Origin of the sequence: Amycolatopsis coloradensis (assembly GCF_037997115.1) — a bacterium.
GTDB lineage: Bacteria > Actinomycetota > Actinomycetes > Mycobacteriales > Pseudonocardiaceae > Amycolatopsis > Amycolatopsis coloradensis_A.
This window is the reverse complement of sequence record NZ_CP150484.1, coordinates 5,191,500-5,208,054: the sequence shown is the minus strand read 5'-3', so window position 1 is coordinate 5,208,054 and position 16,555 is coordinate 5,191,500. Positions and strand designations below refer to the sequence as shown.

Below are 16,555 nucleotides of genomic sequence, written 5' to 3'. Positions count from 1 at the left end.
TCATTATCTGAAAGAGGTGTGATGACCCCGGACACAGCGGCACTCACGATCGACGGCGCGCACGCCCACTACGGCTCCCGTGAGGTGCTGCGCGGGATCACCGCCCAGGTGCCGCCGGCGCGGCTCACCGCGATCGCCGGCGCGAACGGCGCGGGGAAGTCGTCGCTGCTGAACCTCGTCGCGGGCGTGCTCCCGCCGACCACAGGCACGGTGACCCGGCGAGACCCGGGGCGGGTCGCCTACGTGACCCAGCAGAGCGAGGTGTCGCGGTCGTTGCCGATCACCGTCCGCGCCACCGTGACGATGGGACGCTGGGCGCACCGCGGACACTGGCGGCGGCTGTCGAAGACGGACCGGAAGATCGTCGGGGAATGCCTGGAGTTACTGGAGATCACGTCGATCGCGGACCGGTTGATCGGCACGCTCTCCGGTGGGCAACGCCAACGGGCGCTGGTGGCGCAAGGGTTGGCTCAACAAGCCGGATTGCTGCTGCTCGACGAACCATCGGCCGGGCTCGACCTGCACGCCCGCGGCCTGATCGACGAAGCCCTGCGCGCCACACTCGCCGAAGGCACGACGGTCCTGCGCGTCACCCACGACCTCGAGGTGGCGGGCCGGGCCGATCACTGCCTGCTGCTCCAGGACGGCCGCCTCGTCGGCGAAGGTGTTCCGGCGTCAGTGCTGACCCCGGAACGCGTGGCGGAGGCCTGGGGCCTGCCGACCCGCATTCAGTCACCTGATCGCGCGCCCGAGGCCGTCGATTCTCGCTAGGGTGCACCGGTGGAAGCGACGTGGCGGCGCATCATGGCCTTGTTGTCCGAACACGCACCCGCCACCGCGCGGGAAATCCGGCCTCCGGCACCGGCCGCGCACGTCGCGCGCCTGCGGAATCGCGTCGGCCTCGAACTCCCGCCCGAACTGCTCGCCTGGTGGGCCCTCATGGACGGCGTCGACGACGAACGTGTTCGCGGAACCGGAAACCTGATCCCGAAGGGCTACCAGCCTCTGTCGGTGGCGCGAGCCGAGGAGGAGTACACCCGGCAGTCGCGGTATCCCGACCCAGACTGCTGCACTCCGGAAGGCACCCACCGCAAGGAGGCGGGCCAGGCCGGCTTCCCGTTCTGCACCGCGATCCTCCCCATCGGCCGGGCCATCGACGGAGGTCTGCTGTGCGTCGATCTCCGGCCAGGCGAGCACCACGGTTGCGTCATGGAGTGGTACGCCAGCGAGGGGATCTACTGGTCCGACTGGGCGAGCGTGACCGAGATCCTCGGCGAGATCGCCGAGCGACTCGACAACTACGTCCACGGCCTTGGAGAACGGCATCCTGTCATCAGCGACGGTGCGCTCACCTGGCCTTGACCCGCGAAAGCCACCGCACGGTGACCTCCAGCGCCTCTTCCGCCGAGTCCTCGAAGCCGCGCGAGGGCCGTTTCCCGCGCGATGTCGTGAGAGACGTGCTCGTCCCCCGAGCCATGGACGACGAGCGCGGGCGGCCTGGACACCAGGAAGGCGACCCGCGGGTCGAGTTGAGCGAATTCCTCGAACAGCGCCGCGCCCAGCTCGAACCGCGACTTCGGCAAGCGCAAGCACCTCGGCGTTTTCCACGCCCCGCTGTCGGGCGCGCCGGACAGCGGGGCGTTGCGCGGCTCCGTCGTTCGGGACCATGAACGGCAAGGAGTACATGTTCTACGAAGCCGGGGCACGGCTGGACGGCTCGATCGCCCGCGCGGTCTGACTCCCGAGCAACGCCGCGACCGCCTCGCGCGCCTGACGGGCGGGCGCCGGGTCCCCGCTGATTCCCGCCGTCACGATGGCTCCTTCGGCGAGCAGGTAGACCGGTTCGGTCACCGGCAGACCCGTTGCCCGCACCCAGGTGTCGATCTGTTCGCGGAACGCCTGTTTGTGCGCCCGCACCTCGGCCAGTACCGCCTCGGACGACGCACCTAGTTCGCCGTGCGCGTTGATCCAGGCACAGCCGCGGAAACCCGGTTCGGCGAACCACGCCGCGAGCCAGTCGAAGATCGAGAGCACCCGCTCGCGGGGATCCTCGACCCGGTCCACATGGGCGGCCAGGCTGCCACGCCAGCGCTGATCACGGCGTTTGAGCATCGCCACCACGAGGTCTTCCTTGGCTTCGAAGAACCGGTAGATCCGCTTGAGCGAGAGACCGGACGCCGCACGCACCTGGTCCATGCCGACCGCCTGGATGCCGTTTTCGTAGAAGAGTTTCTCAGCGGCATCGAGCAGGGCTTCGCGATCGACGCGGTTCTGCTCATCGGTGACGGCGGCCGGCATCGGGTCTCCCTTGACGTTGAGAACGTGCGTTCCCTATCGTAGGCGCCAGACGTGGAGAACGCACGTTCTCAACCTAGGAGGCTCGACATGACCGAAGATCGCCCGCCCTACCCGCCGTTCACCCGCGAGACGGCACTGCGGAAAGTCCAAGCGGCAGAGGACGCCTGGAACACCCGGGATCCACGCAAGGTGGCGTCGGCGTACACGCCGGACTCGGTGTGGCGGAACCGGGAGACCTTCGTCCGCGGCCGCGAGGAGATCGTCGCGTTCCTGACCGGGAAGTGGGAGCGGGAGCTCGACTACGCGCTACGCAAGAACCTCTGGGCGTTCACCGGGAATCGGATCGCCGTCCGGTTCCAGTACGAATGGCGCGACCGGGCCGGTCGATGGTGGCGCAGCTACGGCAACGAACTGTGGGAGTTCGACGAGCACGGTCTCATGAGCCGTCGCGAGGCGAGCATCAACGACGTCGCCATCTCCGAAACCGAGCGGCGTATCCACGGCCCACGCCCGAAGGAGGAACACGGCGCAGACTCTCCGCTTCGGTGAAGCCGTCGCGATCAGTCCACGATCGCGGGGATCTCCCACAGGCCCAAGGACTTATCGGCGTAGGCGCCGTTCTCCTCGGTGCACCCCTCGACCAGCACGGCCAGCGGCTCCGGGAACCCGAACGGCTCCCGGCACAGGTTCAGCGGCCGCCAGTCGCCGGTCACGATGTCGGTGTTGATCCGCAGTTCGGTGAACGTCGTGGTCAGCAGGTACCGGGAACCGCTCCGCCGCAGGTTGCGCAAGGCCCGCCAGATATCGGCGAAACTCAGATGGACCAAGCAATCCCGGCACAGCACGAGATCGGCCGACGGCAGCGGATCGCCGGTCAGATCGAGCACCCGGAACTCGTGGACCGGGTCGCCCCGGAACCGTTCGGCGTTCATCTCGATCAGATCGGGAACGATGTCGGCACCGATGTACCTGTCGAGATCAAGGCCCACCGCACTGAGCCAGCCGTAGTCGCCGCACGGCAGGTCAAGCAGGGTGCGTACCCCGAAACGAGCGAGAAGAGCGGGCAACCGGTCGCTCAATTCCCGCGTCTGGACCGACTCCGAACCAGGCCCGGAGACCGAGGAGGAACTCCACAACCGGGAACGGAAGATGTAGGTGAAACGATCCTGGGTTCCCATGCTTTCCAGCTCTTCGGCGACCCGCCGGAAGTTGCGCTGCGCCGTGGTGATCGGTCGTTCGTCCACTCCGGCATCGTAACCTCGTGCCTGATGGAGGGCGGTGCGATGACCGAATGGGATTTCGAACGCGACCGGCTGCTGAAGTCGAATGCCGGCGCGCTGGCCAGGACGGCGCTGACGAACGTCTTGCGCGAGTATCCGCACCACGAGAGTCACTGGCACGTCGAAGGTGTGCCCATCCTCTCCCCTCGGCTCTCGCACCCGTGCTTCTACGGCAGTTTCGATTGGCATTCCTGCGTGGAGATGTTCTGGGTGCTCGTGCGTTTGCTGCGCCGTCACGCCGAACTCGTGCCCGCCGAGGAGATCCGCGGCCTTCTCGGCGAGCACCTGACCGTCGAGGCGCTCGCGGGCGAGGTCGCTTTCTTCGCCCCTGAGGCACAGCGCAACACCCAACGCCCGTACGGCTGGTCGGCGCTGCTGGAACTCACCTTCGAAACCGCCACCTGGGATGACCCGGACGCCGCGTGCTGGTCAGCGGGGCTGCATGAGTTGAGCGCGGTCTTCGTGAACCGCTACCTCGACTGGCTTCCCCAGGCCACGTACCCGATCCGGTACGGGGTGCATGACAACGGCGCGTTCGGATTGTCCCGCGCCCTGCCGTACGCGGGATACCTCGCCGACCACGGCGACCCGCGGTTGCGCGGCCTCATCACCGAGACCGCATGGCGCTGGTTCGGATCCGACCGCGATTACCCTGGCTCCTGGGAGCCGTCCGGGGCCGATTTCCTGTCCCCCGCGCTCGCCGAAGCCGAGCTCATGTCCCGCCTGATGCCCGCGGCCGAATTCACCGATTGGCTGGGACGCTTCCTTCCTGGCATCGCGGGGCGTAGACCCGCGACACTGTTCACCCCGGTGACCGTCACGGACACCTCCGACGGACAACTCGCCCATCTCCACGGTCTCAACCTGCATCGGGCGTGGTGCTGGCACCGCATCGCGGACGCCCTCCCCGGCAATGACGACCGGATCCCCGCCATCCTCGAAGCCACGCACGCCCATACCCACGCTTCACTCGCACAAACCACGGGCGGTGCTTACATGGTCGAACACTTCCTTGCCTACTACGCGCTCCTCCTGCTCGGCTGAGCCGGCAACCGGCGAGATTGTTCGGAGTGCGACCACCCGTTCAGAGCAGTCACTCGCTGTTGGTAAGCCGAGCGAGGCGACTACGTGGTGGACACCCACCTGATCGAGTGAACACACCGTGAGCACGCTGCTCGGACCTCGTCGAACCTGGGCGAAGTTCGACTTTACTCGGCAGTTGCGATCAGCATTTCGCACAATGCGAAAACAGCGTGCACGACAGCGCCAACATCGGGCTTCACCTGGGAACTTCGCTGCCACGGCACATCTGGCGATGACCTGACTCGACACTGGAAAGACAGGTTGCCGGGCTACGGAGATCTCTCGGCGGCACTGGCCCATTCGTCGCCACCCACTACTTTTAGTAGTTTTCGAAGTCACCCAGACCGTTGAGCGACGCGTGCATACCGTTCAGCGCGACACACGCTGTACTACTGAACGGTCACAGTCTGCTTTCGCCAAGATGTCTTCAGCCGCACCGGTCAAGAACCGGTAACGCACGCGTGGCCCCCTGCTGTCACAGGAGGCCACGCGGATGTCCATTCGCCCGCTCGCTAGAACAAGGACAGGACGATCGTGACCTTACAGCCTGACAACACGAAGACACCAGACAACGAGCCGCCTCAACGGGTCAAAGTCGTCATCGACAACGCCGAAAAGCCGGCTCGGCGTGTCGCGACGTCCGCGGAGATGATCCGCACGGCGCGGCCGCTCCTGAGGACACCGGGACGCCACCGCAAAGAGCAGACGCGCGACAGCTGGCTCTGCCTGGCGATGGCGGTCCTCGCCGGCTGGGCCCCGACGCTGCGGATGTGCCTCCTGCTGACGATCGGCGGCGGAATCGTCGTCGGCGTCGTCAGGATCAGCACTCCGCAAATCGGGCTTTCGGCAGGGACCACTGTCGGTCTCCTGACCCTCTTCTGCGTATGGATCGACAAGTCCCGCCAAGGAAAACAGCGGCGAGAGCCGAGTCTGTAACCGCATCGCGCCCCGTGCCCGTCACCTCGCGGGCACGGGGCGCCCGGCAATGTCGGAAAATCTCCCCGCCTGTGCGGCGACTTCCGGTTGAATGATCGCGAAGTCCCGACATGTGAGGAGATCTCGTGCGGAGAGCTAGAAGACTGGGGGCCCTGGCCGTTTCGGTGCTGGCGGCGGCCACGGCACTGGGCAGCCCGGCGTCGGCCGACACCGTGCAGTCGTTCCATACCTCGCTCGACCCCGCTTCGGTGCGGGAGTCGATGCGCTATCTGGTCGAGAACTACGGAGTGAGCGAGCAGGAGGCGTTGCGGCGTCTGGAACTGCAGACCGACAGCCGCAAACTGGACGAACTGCTGCGCCGCGACCGCGGCGCCGAGTACGGCGGCATGTGGCTCGACCAGGACAAGGGGCAGCTGGTCGTGGCGATGACCAAGCCCTCGGCGGCCGAGCCGTATCTGAAGGCGATGCCCGCCCGGTCCGCTGTTCGCACGCAACAGGTCCAGCACTCGTTGCAGCAGCTCACGGCGGCGAAGGATCGCGTCGCTGCCAAGGTCGGCGCTGGTCCTGAAGCGGTCTACCTGCCTTCGGTGAGCGAGTCCGAAAACCGTGTCGTGCTTTGGGAACGCGGTTGGGTGGCGCAGGAGAAGGCGGCCGTGCGCGCCGCGGCCGCCGAGACGAACGCCGCGCACCAGGCCGCGGCGGCGGAATCCGGCATGGTCGTCTCCCGCGTGCTGAAGAACCCGAACGCGCTGTCCACGGCGAACGTGGATCTGGGTTTCTGTCACCCGCTCTACTGCACGAACTACGGCCCGATGCGCGGCGGCCTCCGGCTGGACATGAAGCGGGACAACGGTACCTGGGGCGGTTGCACCAGCGGCTTCAACCTGCGGTCCACCGGTGGCGGGTTCCCCGGCAAGGGCTGGGTGCTCACCGCGGGCCACTGCATGCGGACCAAGACCAACAACACGCCGACGCAGCACAACGGCAACGACGTGCTGCAGCAGCACGGCATCGAAAAAAGCTCGTACCCGTACGATTACGCGGCCCTGCCGTACGTCAACGACGCGGCGTCGACGCAGTGGCTCGAAGGCCAGACCGGCCGCAACCGCGTACTGAAGTATTGCCGCAACGGCGGTATGGACAGCAACGGTGACACCCCGTGCGGCGCGCAGGCCACCTCGGTCGACGAGTACATCACCAGTGCCCGCAAGCTCGCCGACATCAAGGCCGGGTACGTCGTCTGCGCCTCCGGAACGGCGTCGAGCGCGGTGAACTACCCCGATTCCGTCGACAGCGGCGCGGGCGCCGGCTACCTCGTCGGGACCCGCTGCGGTCGCGTCCTCTCCACGGACGTCGGCATCAACACCGACCTCTGCGCGCGTCCGGGCGACAGCGGCGGACCGCTGTTCAGCCAGGCCGACCACGCGGCACTCGGCATCCTGGTCGGCAACCAGCAGTCCAGGTCGGGCCCCTGCCAGGCCGGTGAGCTGAACAACTACGCGCCGATCGAGACGATCACCACCGATCTCAGCGAGCGGATCGCCAGTCAGGGATCCACGTTCGCGGTGATCACGACTCCGAACGGCTGACCTCACAAGTACGTGAAGGCCCCCTTCATCGCGTGAAGGGGGCCTTCACCGACTTTCACGTGGTCAGCAGAGGACCTTCGTACCTCAGTGCGTCACCCTCGCCGTACACCCGGACCGTCAGCTCCGGCGGCTCCCATGGGGCGAACACTTCGTCGATCGTCCGGGGCACCGGACCCAGGTCCACGTCCACGGCGAAGGTGTGCCCCACGATCGCCGCCTGGACGATGTCGCCGTCCGCGTCGGCCACCTCCAGCCGGGTCACCCCGGTGTCGATCGCGCCGAGCACGCCCGGTCGCCTGCTCCACACCGCGAACCCGCGCTCGCCGGTGTCGCGCCCGTATCCGGTGCTCATGATGTTGAACAGCGTGCGCTCTCCCTCCCGGAAGACGCACTCCGCCTCGACACCCGAATCGTGGTAGGCCAGCATCCGCCCGTCCGCGGTGCTCGTCCCGATCCGGGCCCCGGTGTGCCACCCCGCGTGTGACACCGCCTCCGTCGATCCCGCGATCTCCGCGGACCGGTAAAGCTCACAGAGGTCCGTCAACTCCGCTATCCATCGCGCGGTCTCTTCATCACTTGCTGGGGCCACTACGCGTGTGCCCTCCTCCCTGACTGTCCACAATGGTCATCAACGAGGCTGGCACACCCGGATGTCGATCACATCGGGGTTCTCCCGGAGATCGCCCGGCCCGCTGCACGGTTCGGTGCAACCGACGCCGGGCGGTTAGGCCGAGCAGAGCAATCTCGCGGGTATCCCGTCATGGGTGTTTCCGTCACCCGTCGGAGTGTCGTGACACTCCGACGCAGAGAGGTACGGCTGATGACCGCGCAGCGCACGATCACGGAAGAGATCGGCGAAATCGGTGTCTGGCTGATGGGCGAGTTCGGTGGCCGCGTACCCGCGGCCGTGATCAGCCGGGTGCTCAACGCGAGCAAGCGCGACCTCGAAGGCCGCATCGATCCTGAAGAGCTGGGCGAGATGTTCTACGCCCTCTGCCGGTTCCGCCTTCAGCGGATCGTCGCCGCGGACGAGCGGATCACGGTCACGATTCCCGACGGTCGCCCTTCGTGACGGTCTTGCCCTTCGAGAGGCAGTTGCGGCCAGGGAAGTAAGCCCACGCCACACTCGCCTGGCATTCACCCCGCGACCTCCATGGAGGGGCGACGTCACGCAGAGTGTGCGAAGGTGACGGCATGGCCGCTTCGCGCAGACGATTCCCCGTGTCCTGGACCACCGTCATGCCGGTCCTCGCCGTCGTCGTGCTGGCGCTGAGCTGGGGCCGCGACCTGGGCCCGGTGCCCGTGGCCATCGTCGCGCTCGCGCTCGGCGGAACCGTGCTGGCCGCGGTGCACCACGCCGAGGTGGTCGCGCATCGCGTCGGGGAACCCTTCGGCTCGCTGGTGCTGGCGATCGCGGTCACGGTCATCGAGGTCGCGCTGATCGTGACGATGATGTCCTCCGGCGGCCCCGAGGCCGGGACACTGGCCCGCGACACCGTGTTCGCCGCGGTGATGATCACGATGAACGGCATCGCGGGTATCTCGCTCATGGTCGGCGCCCGCCGCTACGGCGAGACGCACTTCAACCCCGAAGGCAGCGGCGGCGCGCTCGCCACCGTGGCGACACTCGCTTCGGTCAGCCTCGTGCTGCCGACGTTCACCACGAGCACCCCCGGCCCGGCCTTCAACGGCACACAGCTCACCTTCGCCGCCGTCGCCTCGCTGCTGCTCTACGGACTTTTCGTGCTCACGCAGACCGTGCGCCACCGCGACTTCTTCCTGCCGGTCGACAGTGAGGGCTCGGTCAAGGAGGAGGAACACGCCGAACCGCCGACCAACAAGGCCGCCCTGACCAGTCTGGGGCTGCTGCTGGTCGCGCTGGTCGCCGTCGTCGGCCTGGCGAAGGTCGAATCGCCCGCGATCGAAGCGGGAGTCCGCGCCGCGGGGTTCCCGCAGTCGTTCGTCGGCGTCGTGATCGCCATGCTGGTGCTGCTGCCGGAGACCCTGGCCGCGACCCGGGCCGCGCGGCGCGACCGGATGCAGACCAGCCTGAACCTCGCCTACGGTTCGGCGATCGCGAGCATCGGGCTCACCATCCCGACCATCGCACTGGCGTCGATCTGGCTGGACGGGCCGTTGCTGCTGGGCCTCGGCGCCACGCACATCGTGCTGCTGGCGCTGACGATCGCGGTCAGCGTGCTCACCGTCGTCCCCGGTCGCGCGACGCGGCTGCAGGGCGGGGTGCACCTGGTCCTGCTGGCCGCGTTCCTGGTGCTGGCCATCAACCCGTGACACGAGTCCTCTTCGGACGGTGTTCTGTCGGTGGTCCCGGGTAATCTCTGCCCCGTGAACGCTCGGGACCGCATCCAAGAACTCGCCGATCAGATCGTCGTCCTTCGCGACGCCTACTACCGTGGCTCGCCGAAGGTCGCCGACGCCGACTACGACGCGATCGAAGATGAATTGCGCGGGCTCATCGAGGCTAACCCCGAGCTCACCCCGGATCCGAACCCGCTCGACCAGGTCGGCGCGCCCGCCATCCTGCACGCGCCCATCCGGCACTCGCGCCCGATGTTGTCACTGGAGAAGGCGACCAAGCCCGAGCAGGTCGCGGCGTTCTTCACCCGGTTCCCGGGCCAGCCGGTGGTCGTCATGCCGAAGCTCGACGGCCTGTCGCTGGCGCTGGTCTACGAGAACGGACGGCTCGCCAGGGCGGTCACCCGCGGCGACGGGACCACGGGCGACGACGTGACCATGCTGGTCCGGGCGCTGACCGACGGCGTCCCGGACACCGTCGACGCCCCCGGCCGGGTCGAGGTCCGCGGTGAGGCGGTCATGCTGCGCTCCACCTTCGCCGCCTACAACAAGGTCCACCCGGACAAACCGCTGATCAACCCGCGCAACGCCGCCGCCGGCACCCTGCGCGCCAAGGATCCGGCCACCGTCGCCGAGCGACGTCTCCAGTTCTTCGCTTTCGACCTCTCCACCGAGCCCGAAAGCGCGGAGACCGATCTCGACGGCGCTCTCCGGACGCTCGGGTTCGCCGCCGCGGACATGCGCCACTGCGAGGACGCAGAGGCGGCGCAGGCGGTCATCACGACCATCGAGCAGCAGCGCAACGAACTCGACTACGACCTCGACGGTGCCGTGCTGCGCCTGGCGGATCGCGACGCCTACGCCGCCGCCGGCACCAGGTCCAGCTCACCGCGTGGCGCGCTGGCGTTCAAGTTCGCCGCCGAGGAGAAGACCACCGTGCTCGCCGATGTCGTCTGGGACGTCGGCAAGACCGGCAAGATCGCACCCGTCGCGTGGCTTGAGCCGGTGTTCGTCGGCGGGACCACCGTCACCCGGGCGACGCTGGCCAACCAAGAGGTCATCAAGGCCCGCGGCATCAAGATCGGCGACACCGTGCTGGTGCGCCGCGCGGGCGACGTGATCCCGTTCGTGGCCGGCGTTCTCGATGCCGCCAAACGCACCGGCGAGGAGCGCGAGATCGTGCCGCCTTCGGTGTGCCCGTCGTGCGAAGAACCGTTGACCGAACAGGGCAACAGCCGGGAACTGTTCTGCACCAACGTCGCCTGCCCCGCGCAGACCGTCCGGCGGCTGATCCACTGGGCGTCTCGCGCGGCCGCGGACATCGACGCGATCGGCGGCGTCTGGATCGAGCGGCTCGCCGAGGCCGGGATTCTCGAGCACCCGTCGGACTTCTACCGGCTCACCAAGGAGAAGCTGCTGGAGTTCGACCGGATCGGCGAAATCTCCGCCACCCGCATGATCGAGTCGATCGACGCGAGCCGGGCCGTCGGCCTGCGCCGGGCGCTGATCGGGCTCGCGATCCCGATGGCCTCCGAGGGCACCGCCGCGCGACTGTGCCGGGCAGGGTTCGGCTCGCTGGAAGCCGTCGCCGATGCCGGAGAGGAAGGACTCGTCGCCGTGGAGGACATCGGCCCGAAGGTCGCCGCGTCCCTGATCGAGCACCTCACCCGGCTTCGTCCCGAGCTCGAGCGGCTACGGGAAGCCGGAGTCTCGCTGGACGTACGCGAAGAAGACCTCCCGCCGGTCGTCGCGGCCGGCGCGCCGCTGAAAGGCAAGACGGTCGTGGTCACCGGCTCGATCAGCGACCCCCGCTCCGGCGAGAAGGTGCCGCGCCCGACCTTCCAGCGGTTGTGCGAAAGGGCGGGCGCGACCATCGCGTCTTCGGTCTCGGCGAACACGGACATGCTGATCACCGGCGCCGACGTCGGGGCGAGCAAGCTCACCAAGGCCGAGAAACTCGAAGTCGAGGTCGTGGACCAAGGCGCGATCTGGCAGCAGTTGATCGAGGCCGGTGTCGTTTAACTCCTTCTTCCGCGTTTAGTCCTCTTAATGCGGAGGTTCGTGTCGCGAACTACCGCATTCAGAGGACTGATTGCCGGGCTTCGTCCGGTACCGCGGACTCGTCGAGTGCCATTCGAAACCGCCGCCCATCCACCCTCGCAACCCGCGTAAGAACCGTTGCAGCTCGACGGACGGAACGGCGCTCAGCTTTTCGTGCGCCGCCTGGAAGTCCCGTACGACGTCGTTGTGCAGTTCGACGGTGATCGCCGTGGCCTCTTCGATCGAGCATTTCCGATCGCCGGCGATCAACAGGACCGCATTGCAGGGCGGCGACTCGTCCTCCAGGTCCTTGGCGACCGAGTGCACGTCGTTGACGAGCACCGCCGCCGTCCCCGCCTGGATCGCCGCCTCGCGGACCCGGGGGTCGTAGTACAGGTTCGAGGTCAGTTCGTAGCCACCGAGGACGTCGATCAACGTCATCGAGGTGTAGAAGCTGTCGTGCTGCCGTGCCGCTAGGTATTCCCACGCCGGCGGGTATTTCCCGCTGTGGCGCCACGCGGCGTAGGCGGTCCAGCTCACGAACATCGCGAAGGTCGAGTAGCAGACTCGCTGGACCTGCGCTGCGGTCCCGGATCGCCGCAGGAAGTCCGTCGCCGAGCCCAGGGCTACCAGAACCCGGTCGTTCCGCAGTGTTTCGTCGAGGTCGCGGCTGAATTCGCCCAACGACGGCACCGGGTCCATCGCGGCCATCGCCAGCGCGAGCTTCGGCGGCAGCTCGGCGGGCACGGCGCCGAGGGAGGTGTCGTCGGCGTAGAGGTCGTCGGCCGCCCACCATGCGGCGTTGAGCTTCGCCGAGATCAACAGCCGGTCCGGATCCTCACAGTCCGGATGGGCGAGCATGACGAGCCTGCCGAATCCCGCCTTCCCGATCTGCTCGCACTCCTCCTCGTCGAACCCGCACTCCCCCGCCCACAGGACGAGCCGCCGGTCGACCTCCAGGGCGAGCGGATCGTTGATCCGTTCGGTGACGGGGCAGTACAGCGGCGGCGCCGACCCGTCGCCCCACGGCCGGTAGGCGTACGCCGGGTCGAGAGCGGGCTCCCGCGGCGGTGGAACGTCCTCCACCGCCGCGGGAACAGCGGTCAGCCGGGCCGCCAGCCGGGCGGCGGACGTGCCCAGCCCGCTCGGACCGGCCAGCAGTGTGGCGAGCGCACCCTGTTCGGTCATCGCTTGCTCCGATGGTCTCGCGGGATCAGACGCGGTCCGCGGCGATCAGCAGGTAGTGGAAGCTGCCTTCGCGATAGGCGTCGAGGAACGGTCCTTCGATCCCGGTCGCCACCGAAGACTTCGCCCGCAAGTCCCAGTACGGGATCGTGTCCGGCGTCAGGTCCACCACCGAGATCGGCACCAGGTCGTTCGCCGTCATGGCCTTGAAGTACTCACTGCGCGGGTGGATGTTGCACGTGTAGTGCTGGTCGATCTGCGCGACGGCCTTGGACCGGCCGCCGGTCACGTCGTTGTAGCACCCGGTGATGGTGACGTACCGCCCGCCGAACTCCAGCTGCCGCGCGTGCTCGGCGAAGAGTTCGTGGAGGTCGACGTACATCGTGCTTTCGTTGTTCCAGATCGCCTTGCGCGAGCCGGTTTCGAAGCCGGTGTCGAGCATGTTCCGGAAGTGGTAGCGCACCCGATCGGCGACACCTCGGATATCCGCCTGGTGGTTGGCGAACTCGACCTGCTTCTCCGAGATCGAGATGCCGTCGACGTGGCAGCCGAAGCGCGCGTTGGCCATGATGCTGGTCCCTCCGCGTCCGCAGCCGGCGTCGAGGAGCCGGTCGTCCGGTTTGACGTCGCCGAGGTGATCGAGCAGGACGTCCGCCTGAGCGGTCTCCAGTCGGTGCATTTCGGCGATGATCCGCTCGTCGCGAGTGTTCTCAGGGCCTTCCAGCACCGACCAGTCGACCTCGCCGACCCCGTAGTGGTGGTGGTAGAGCCCGTCCACATCGCCCAGACGCAGGTTGACCGGATCCTTCTCCTTGTTCCAGTACGATGCCACCGACTTCTGGTACTCGGTGCGCAACACCTTGGCAGGAGCGGGAGTACGGGCGATGGTCACGTGTGTGGTCCCTTCTGGAGCGTTGTTGTTCGTTGTCGTCGCGGGGTGAGGGGTCACCGCGCGACCTCGACGTTCTCCAGGACACCGAGCGCGTCCGGAACGAGCACGGCGGCCGAGTAGTAGGTGCTGACCAGATAGCTGGCGATCGCCTGTTCGTTGATGCCGTCGAAGCGCACGTTCAGGCCCGGCTCGTACTCGTCGGGCAGGCCGGTCTGGTGCAGTCCGATCACGCCGTTGTCCTCGACACCGGTCCGCATGGCGAGGATCGAGGATGTGCCGCTGTCGGTGATCGGGATCTTGTCGCAGGGCAGGAGCGGCACGCCGCGCCACGCGGCGACCACCTTGCCGTCGACCGTGGTGCCCTCCGGATACAGGCCGCGGCGCGTGCATTCCCTGCCGAACGCGGCGATCGCCTTCGGATGGGCGAGGAAGAACTTCGTCTTGCGGCGACGGCTGACGAGTTCGTCCATGTCGTCGGGTGTCGGCGGACCCGACCGGGTCTGGAATCGCGACTTGAGGTCGGCGTTGTGCAGCAGCCCGAACTCGCGGTTGTTGATCAGGTCGTACTCCTGCCGCTCCCGCAGTGCCGCCACGGTCAGCCGGAGTTGCTCGTCGAACTGGTCCATCGGCCCGTTGTAGAGATCGGTGACCCGGGTGTGCACCCGCAGCGCAGTCTGCGCGACGGCGAGGTCGTACTCGCGCGGCGAGATCTCGTAGTCGGCGAATGTGCCGGGAAGCAGTGGCTCGCCGTCGTGCCCTGATGACATCCCGATCTCGGCCTCGCCCTTGGCGTTCTGCGGCTTTCCCTTGCGCGCCAGCATGTTCTGGACGTGGCGGCGCATCGCCGCCGATCGGCCGTTGAGGTCGGCGAAGTCTTCGGCGCGCAGGGTCAGCACGATGACCGGGGTGACGGCCTTGGCGGTGAACGGCCAGTTCCGGTCGATGCCGGCGAGCATTTCTTCACCGAAGTGGTCGCCGTCGGCCATACTGCCGACAGTGGCTTCGGCGCCGTACTCGCCCGGCACCACCTTGGCGATCTTGCCGTGCGCGACCAGCACGACCTCGTCGAGCGGAGACCCGTGGCCGACGATGGTCTCGCCGGGCTGGTACTCGTGCTGCACGAACCGGTCGGCGAGCGCGGTGAGCGTGTCCTCGTCGTCGAAGCCCCGCAGCAGGGCCAGTTCCGCGAGTTCCTGCGGGACGACCCGAACCTCGGTGCCGACGTTGGTGAAGCTCACCCGCCCGTCGCCGATCGCGTAGGTCAGCCGCCGGTTGACCCGGAAGGTACCGCCGGACGCCTCGACCCAGGGCAGCATCTTCAGCAGCCAGCGCGGGGTGATGCTCTGCATCTGCGGCCGCGTCTTGGTGGTCGTGGCCAGGTTGCGCGCGGCGGCGGGGCCGAGACTGAGCCGCCGGTCGGCCTCCGGCGTCGTGGAGGTCATCCTTCGCGGCCGAGTTCGGCGGCTTCGAGGACGGCGAGCGCGTCCGGAACGAGTACGGCCGCGGAGTAGTAGGTGCTGACCAGGTAGGAGATGATCGCCTGCTCCGAGATCCCCATGAACCGGACGTTCAGGCCGGGCTCGTACTCGTCCGGCAGGCCGATCTGACGCAGTCCGACGACGCCCTGGTTCTTCTCGCCGGTGCGCATCAGCAGCACGGAGCTGGTGTTGGTCTGGCTCACCGGGATCTTGTTGCAGGGCAGGATCGGCACGCCGCGCCAGGACGGCACCTTGTGCCCGCCGAGGTCGGTGCCGGTCGGGTAGATCCCGCGTTTGCTGCACTCGCGGCTGAACGCGGCGATCGTGCGCGGATGCGCGAGGAAGAAGCCGGGCTCCTTCCATACCAGTGCGAGCAGGTCGTCGAAGTCGTCAGGAGTGGGCGGGCCGGTGCGTGTCGCGATGCGCTGGGTGAAGTCGGCGTTGTGGAGCAGGCCGAAGTCCGTGTTGTTGATCATTTCGTGCTCTTGCCGCTCACGCAGCGCCTCGATGGTCAGGCGCAACTGCTGCTCGGTCTGGTCCATCGGCTGGTTGTAGAGATCGGACACCCGGCTGTGGACCCGGAGCACCGTCTGGGCGACGCTCAGTTCGTATTCGCGCGGCGAGATCTCGTAGTCGACGAACGTACCCGGCAGCAGCGGCTCGCCGTCGTGCCCGGAAGAAATGTCGATCTCGGCCTCGCCGAAGTCGTTGGCGCGCCCGGAGTCCTGCGACGCCTGCTCGATCTGCGCCTGCAGCGATTCGGACTGTTCCAGTATGCGCTCGAAGTCCTGGCGGGTCAGGGTGAGCACGGTGCAGGCGGTAGCCGCCTTGGCGGTGAACTCCCAGATGCCGTCACCGTCCACGAGGGCTTGCGCACCGAAGTAGTCGCCGTCCTTGACCACACCCAGCGCGGTCTCGTCACCGTAAGGACCAGGGCCGGTCTTCGTGATCTTGCCGTGTGCGATGAGGTAGACCCGGTCGGCCCGGTGGCCGAATTCGACGAGCACGTCGCCGGCCGCCACTTCCTGCTGTTCGAATCGGCGGGCGAGTTCGGCGAGTACTTCCTCGTCGTCATATCCCTTGAGCGGCTTCAGCTCTCCCAGTTCCGCCGCGATCACACTCACCTCGGCGCCCGCCTTCGAGAAGGTCACCCGCCCGTCGCCGACCGCGTAATTGAGCCTCCGGTTGACCCGGTAGGCACCACCGTTCACCTGAACCCATTCGAGCGACTTCAGCAGCCACCGGGACGAAATTCCCTGCATCTGCGGAACGGATTTGGTGGTCGTCGCCAGGTTGCGCGCGGCGGCCCTGCCCAAACTCAGCTGCGGATTTTCCGGCCCCTGGACACCTTCGGCGGAAGTGTCCGATTCGGTCACGGTCACAGCAAGGTCCACCCTTCGATAGTCGTGTGAATAAACAAGATCCACAATTCGCGGCGCGCCGGTCCTGCCCCGAAGT

Annotated in this window: 16 protein-coding genes; 9 read left to right on the top strand and 7 right to left on the bottom strand. The window is 67.5% G+C overall.

Annotated elements, in window-relative coordinates:
- The first annotated feature begins 21 nt into the window (after positions 1–21).
- Positions 22–771 carry a zinc ABC transporter ATP-binding protein AztA gene (gene aztA, locus LCL61_RS24315; protein WP_340681845.1) on the top strand — a complete coding sequence of 250 codons (750 nt, stop codon included), beginning with the start codon at positions 22–24 and terminating at the stop codon, positions 769–771.
- 9 nt (positions 772–780) lie between these two features.
- Positions 781–1,362: an SMI1/KNR4 family protein gene (locus LCL61_RS24310; RefSeq protein WP_340681844.1), complete on the top strand. Its 582-nt coding sequence runs from the start codon at positions 781–783 to the stop codon at positions 1,360–1,362.
- Positions 1,363–1,689: 327 nt separating this feature from the next.
- On the opposite strand, the gene LCL61_RS24305 is transcribed toward LCL61_RS24310, so the two are convergent.
- Positions 1,690–2,298 (bottom strand): TetR/AcrR family transcriptional regulator, encoded by a 609-nt coding sequence (locus LCL61_RS24305; protein WP_340681843.1) that lies wholly within the window; start codon positions 2,296–2,298, stop codon positions 1,690–1,692.
- Positions 2,299–2,385: 87 nt separating this feature from the next.
- Between LCL61_RS24305 and LCL61_RS24300 the strand changes: the two genes are divergently transcribed.
- Positions 2,386–2,847: a nuclear transport factor 2 family protein gene (locus tag LCL61_RS24300; RefSeq protein WP_340681842.1), complete on the top strand. Its 462-nt coding sequence runs from the start codon at positions 2,386–2,388 to the stop codon at positions 2,845–2,847.
- Positions 2,848–2,858: 11 nt separating this feature from the next.
- Here LCL61_RS24300 and LCL61_RS24295 read toward each other — a convergent pair whose 3' ends face one another.
- On the bottom strand, positions 2,859–3,542 hold the full coding sequence (locus LCL61_RS24295; RefSeq protein ID WP_340681841.1) for a class I SAM-dependent methyltransferase: 684 nt from the start codon (positions 3,540–3,542) through the stop codon (positions 2,859–2,861).
- 39 nt (positions 3,543–3,581) lie between these two features.
- Between LCL61_RS24295 and LCL61_RS24290 the strand changes: the two genes are divergently transcribed.
- The 3 genes from LCL61_RS24290 to LCL61_RS24280 all read left to right on the top strand — a co-directional run bounded on the left by LCL61_RS24290 (position 3,582) and on the right by LCL61_RS24280 (position 7,186).
- Positions 3,582–4,622, top strand: a complete 1,041-nt coding sequence (locus LCL61_RS24290; protein WP_340681840.1) for a DUF2891 domain-containing protein — start codon at positions 3,582–3,584, stop codon at positions 4,620–4,622.
- 573 nt (positions 4,623–5,195) lie between these two features.
- Positions 5,196–5,597 (top strand): hypothetical protein, encoded by a 402-nt coding sequence (locus LCL61_RS24285; protein ID WP_340681839.1) that lies wholly within the window; start codon positions 5,196–5,198, stop codon positions 5,595–5,597.
- A gap of 125 nt (positions 5,598–5,722) precedes the next feature.
- Positions 5,723–7,186: a trypsin-like serine protease gene (locus LCL61_RS24280; protein WP_340681838.1), complete on the top strand. Its 1,464-nt coding sequence runs from the start codon at positions 5,723–5,725 to the stop codon at positions 7,184–7,186.
- Positions 7,187–7,241: 55 nt separating this feature from the next.
- On the opposite strand, the gene LCL61_RS24275 is transcribed toward LCL61_RS24280, so the two are convergent.
- Entirely contained in the window at positions 7,242–7,730 is a 489-nt protein-coding gene (locus LCL61_RS24275; protein ID WP_340681837.1) for a hypothetical protein, read from the bottom strand.
- 276 nt (positions 7,731–8,006) lie between these two features.
- Here LCL61_RS24275 and LCL61_RS24270 point away from each other — a divergent pair, with 276 nt between their 5' ends.
- From LCL61_RS24270 to ligA, 3 genes are all read left to right on the top strand, one after another.
- Positions 8,007–8,258, top strand: a complete 252-nt coding sequence (locus LCL61_RS24270; RefSeq protein WP_340681836.1) for a hypothetical protein — start codon at positions 8,007–8,009, stop codon at positions 8,256–8,258.
- Positions 8,259–8,380: 122 nt separating this feature from the next.
- Positions 8,381–9,478: an ionic transporter y4hA gene (locus tag LCL61_RS24265; protein WP_340681835.1), complete on the top strand. Its 1,098-nt coding sequence runs from the start codon at positions 8,381–8,383 to the stop codon at positions 9,476–9,478.
- Positions 9,479–9,532: 54 nt separating this feature from the next.
- Positions 9,533–11,524, top strand: a complete 1,992-nt coding sequence (gene ligA / locus LCL61_RS24260; RefSeq protein ID WP_340681834.1) for an NAD-dependent DNA ligase LigA — start codon at positions 9,533–9,535, stop codon at positions 11,522–11,524.
- Between the two features lie 24 nt (positions 11,525–11,548).
- On the opposite strand, the gene LCL61_RS24255 is transcribed toward ligA, so the two are convergent.
- Genes LCL61_RS24255 through LCL61_RS24240 form a run of 4 tightly spaced genes read right to left on the bottom strand, consistent with a single transcriptional unit; the run spans position 11,549 to position 16,479 of the window.
- On the bottom strand, positions 11,549–12,730 hold the full coding sequence (locus LCL61_RS24255) for a family 2 encapsulin nanocompartment cargo protein terpene cyclase (protein ID WP_340681833.1): 1,182 nt from the start codon (positions 12,728–12,730) through the stop codon (positions 11,549–11,551).
- A 25-nt stretch (positions 12,731–12,755) separates the two neighbouring features.
- On the bottom strand, positions 12,756–13,619 hold the full coding sequence (locus LCL61_RS24250) for a geranyl diphosphate 2-C-methyltransferase (protein WP_340681832.1): 864 nt from the start codon (positions 13,617–13,619) through the stop codon (positions 12,756–12,758).
- 53 nt (positions 13,620–13,672) lie between these two features.
- Entirely contained in the window at positions 13,673–15,061 is a 1,389-nt protein-coding gene (locus LCL61_RS24245; RefSeq protein ID WP_340681831.1) for a family 2B encapsulin nanocompartment shell protein, read from the bottom strand.
- Positions 15,058–16,479, bottom strand: coding sequence for a family 2B encapsulin nanocompartment shell protein (locus LCL61_RS24240; RefSeq protein WP_340681830.1), 1,422 nt, complete (start codon positions 16,477–16,479; stop codon positions 15,058–15,060). Before LCL61_RS24240 ends, LCL61_RS24245 begins: the two co-directional genes overlap by 4 nt.
- Positions 16,480–16,555: the final 76 nt, after the last annotated feature.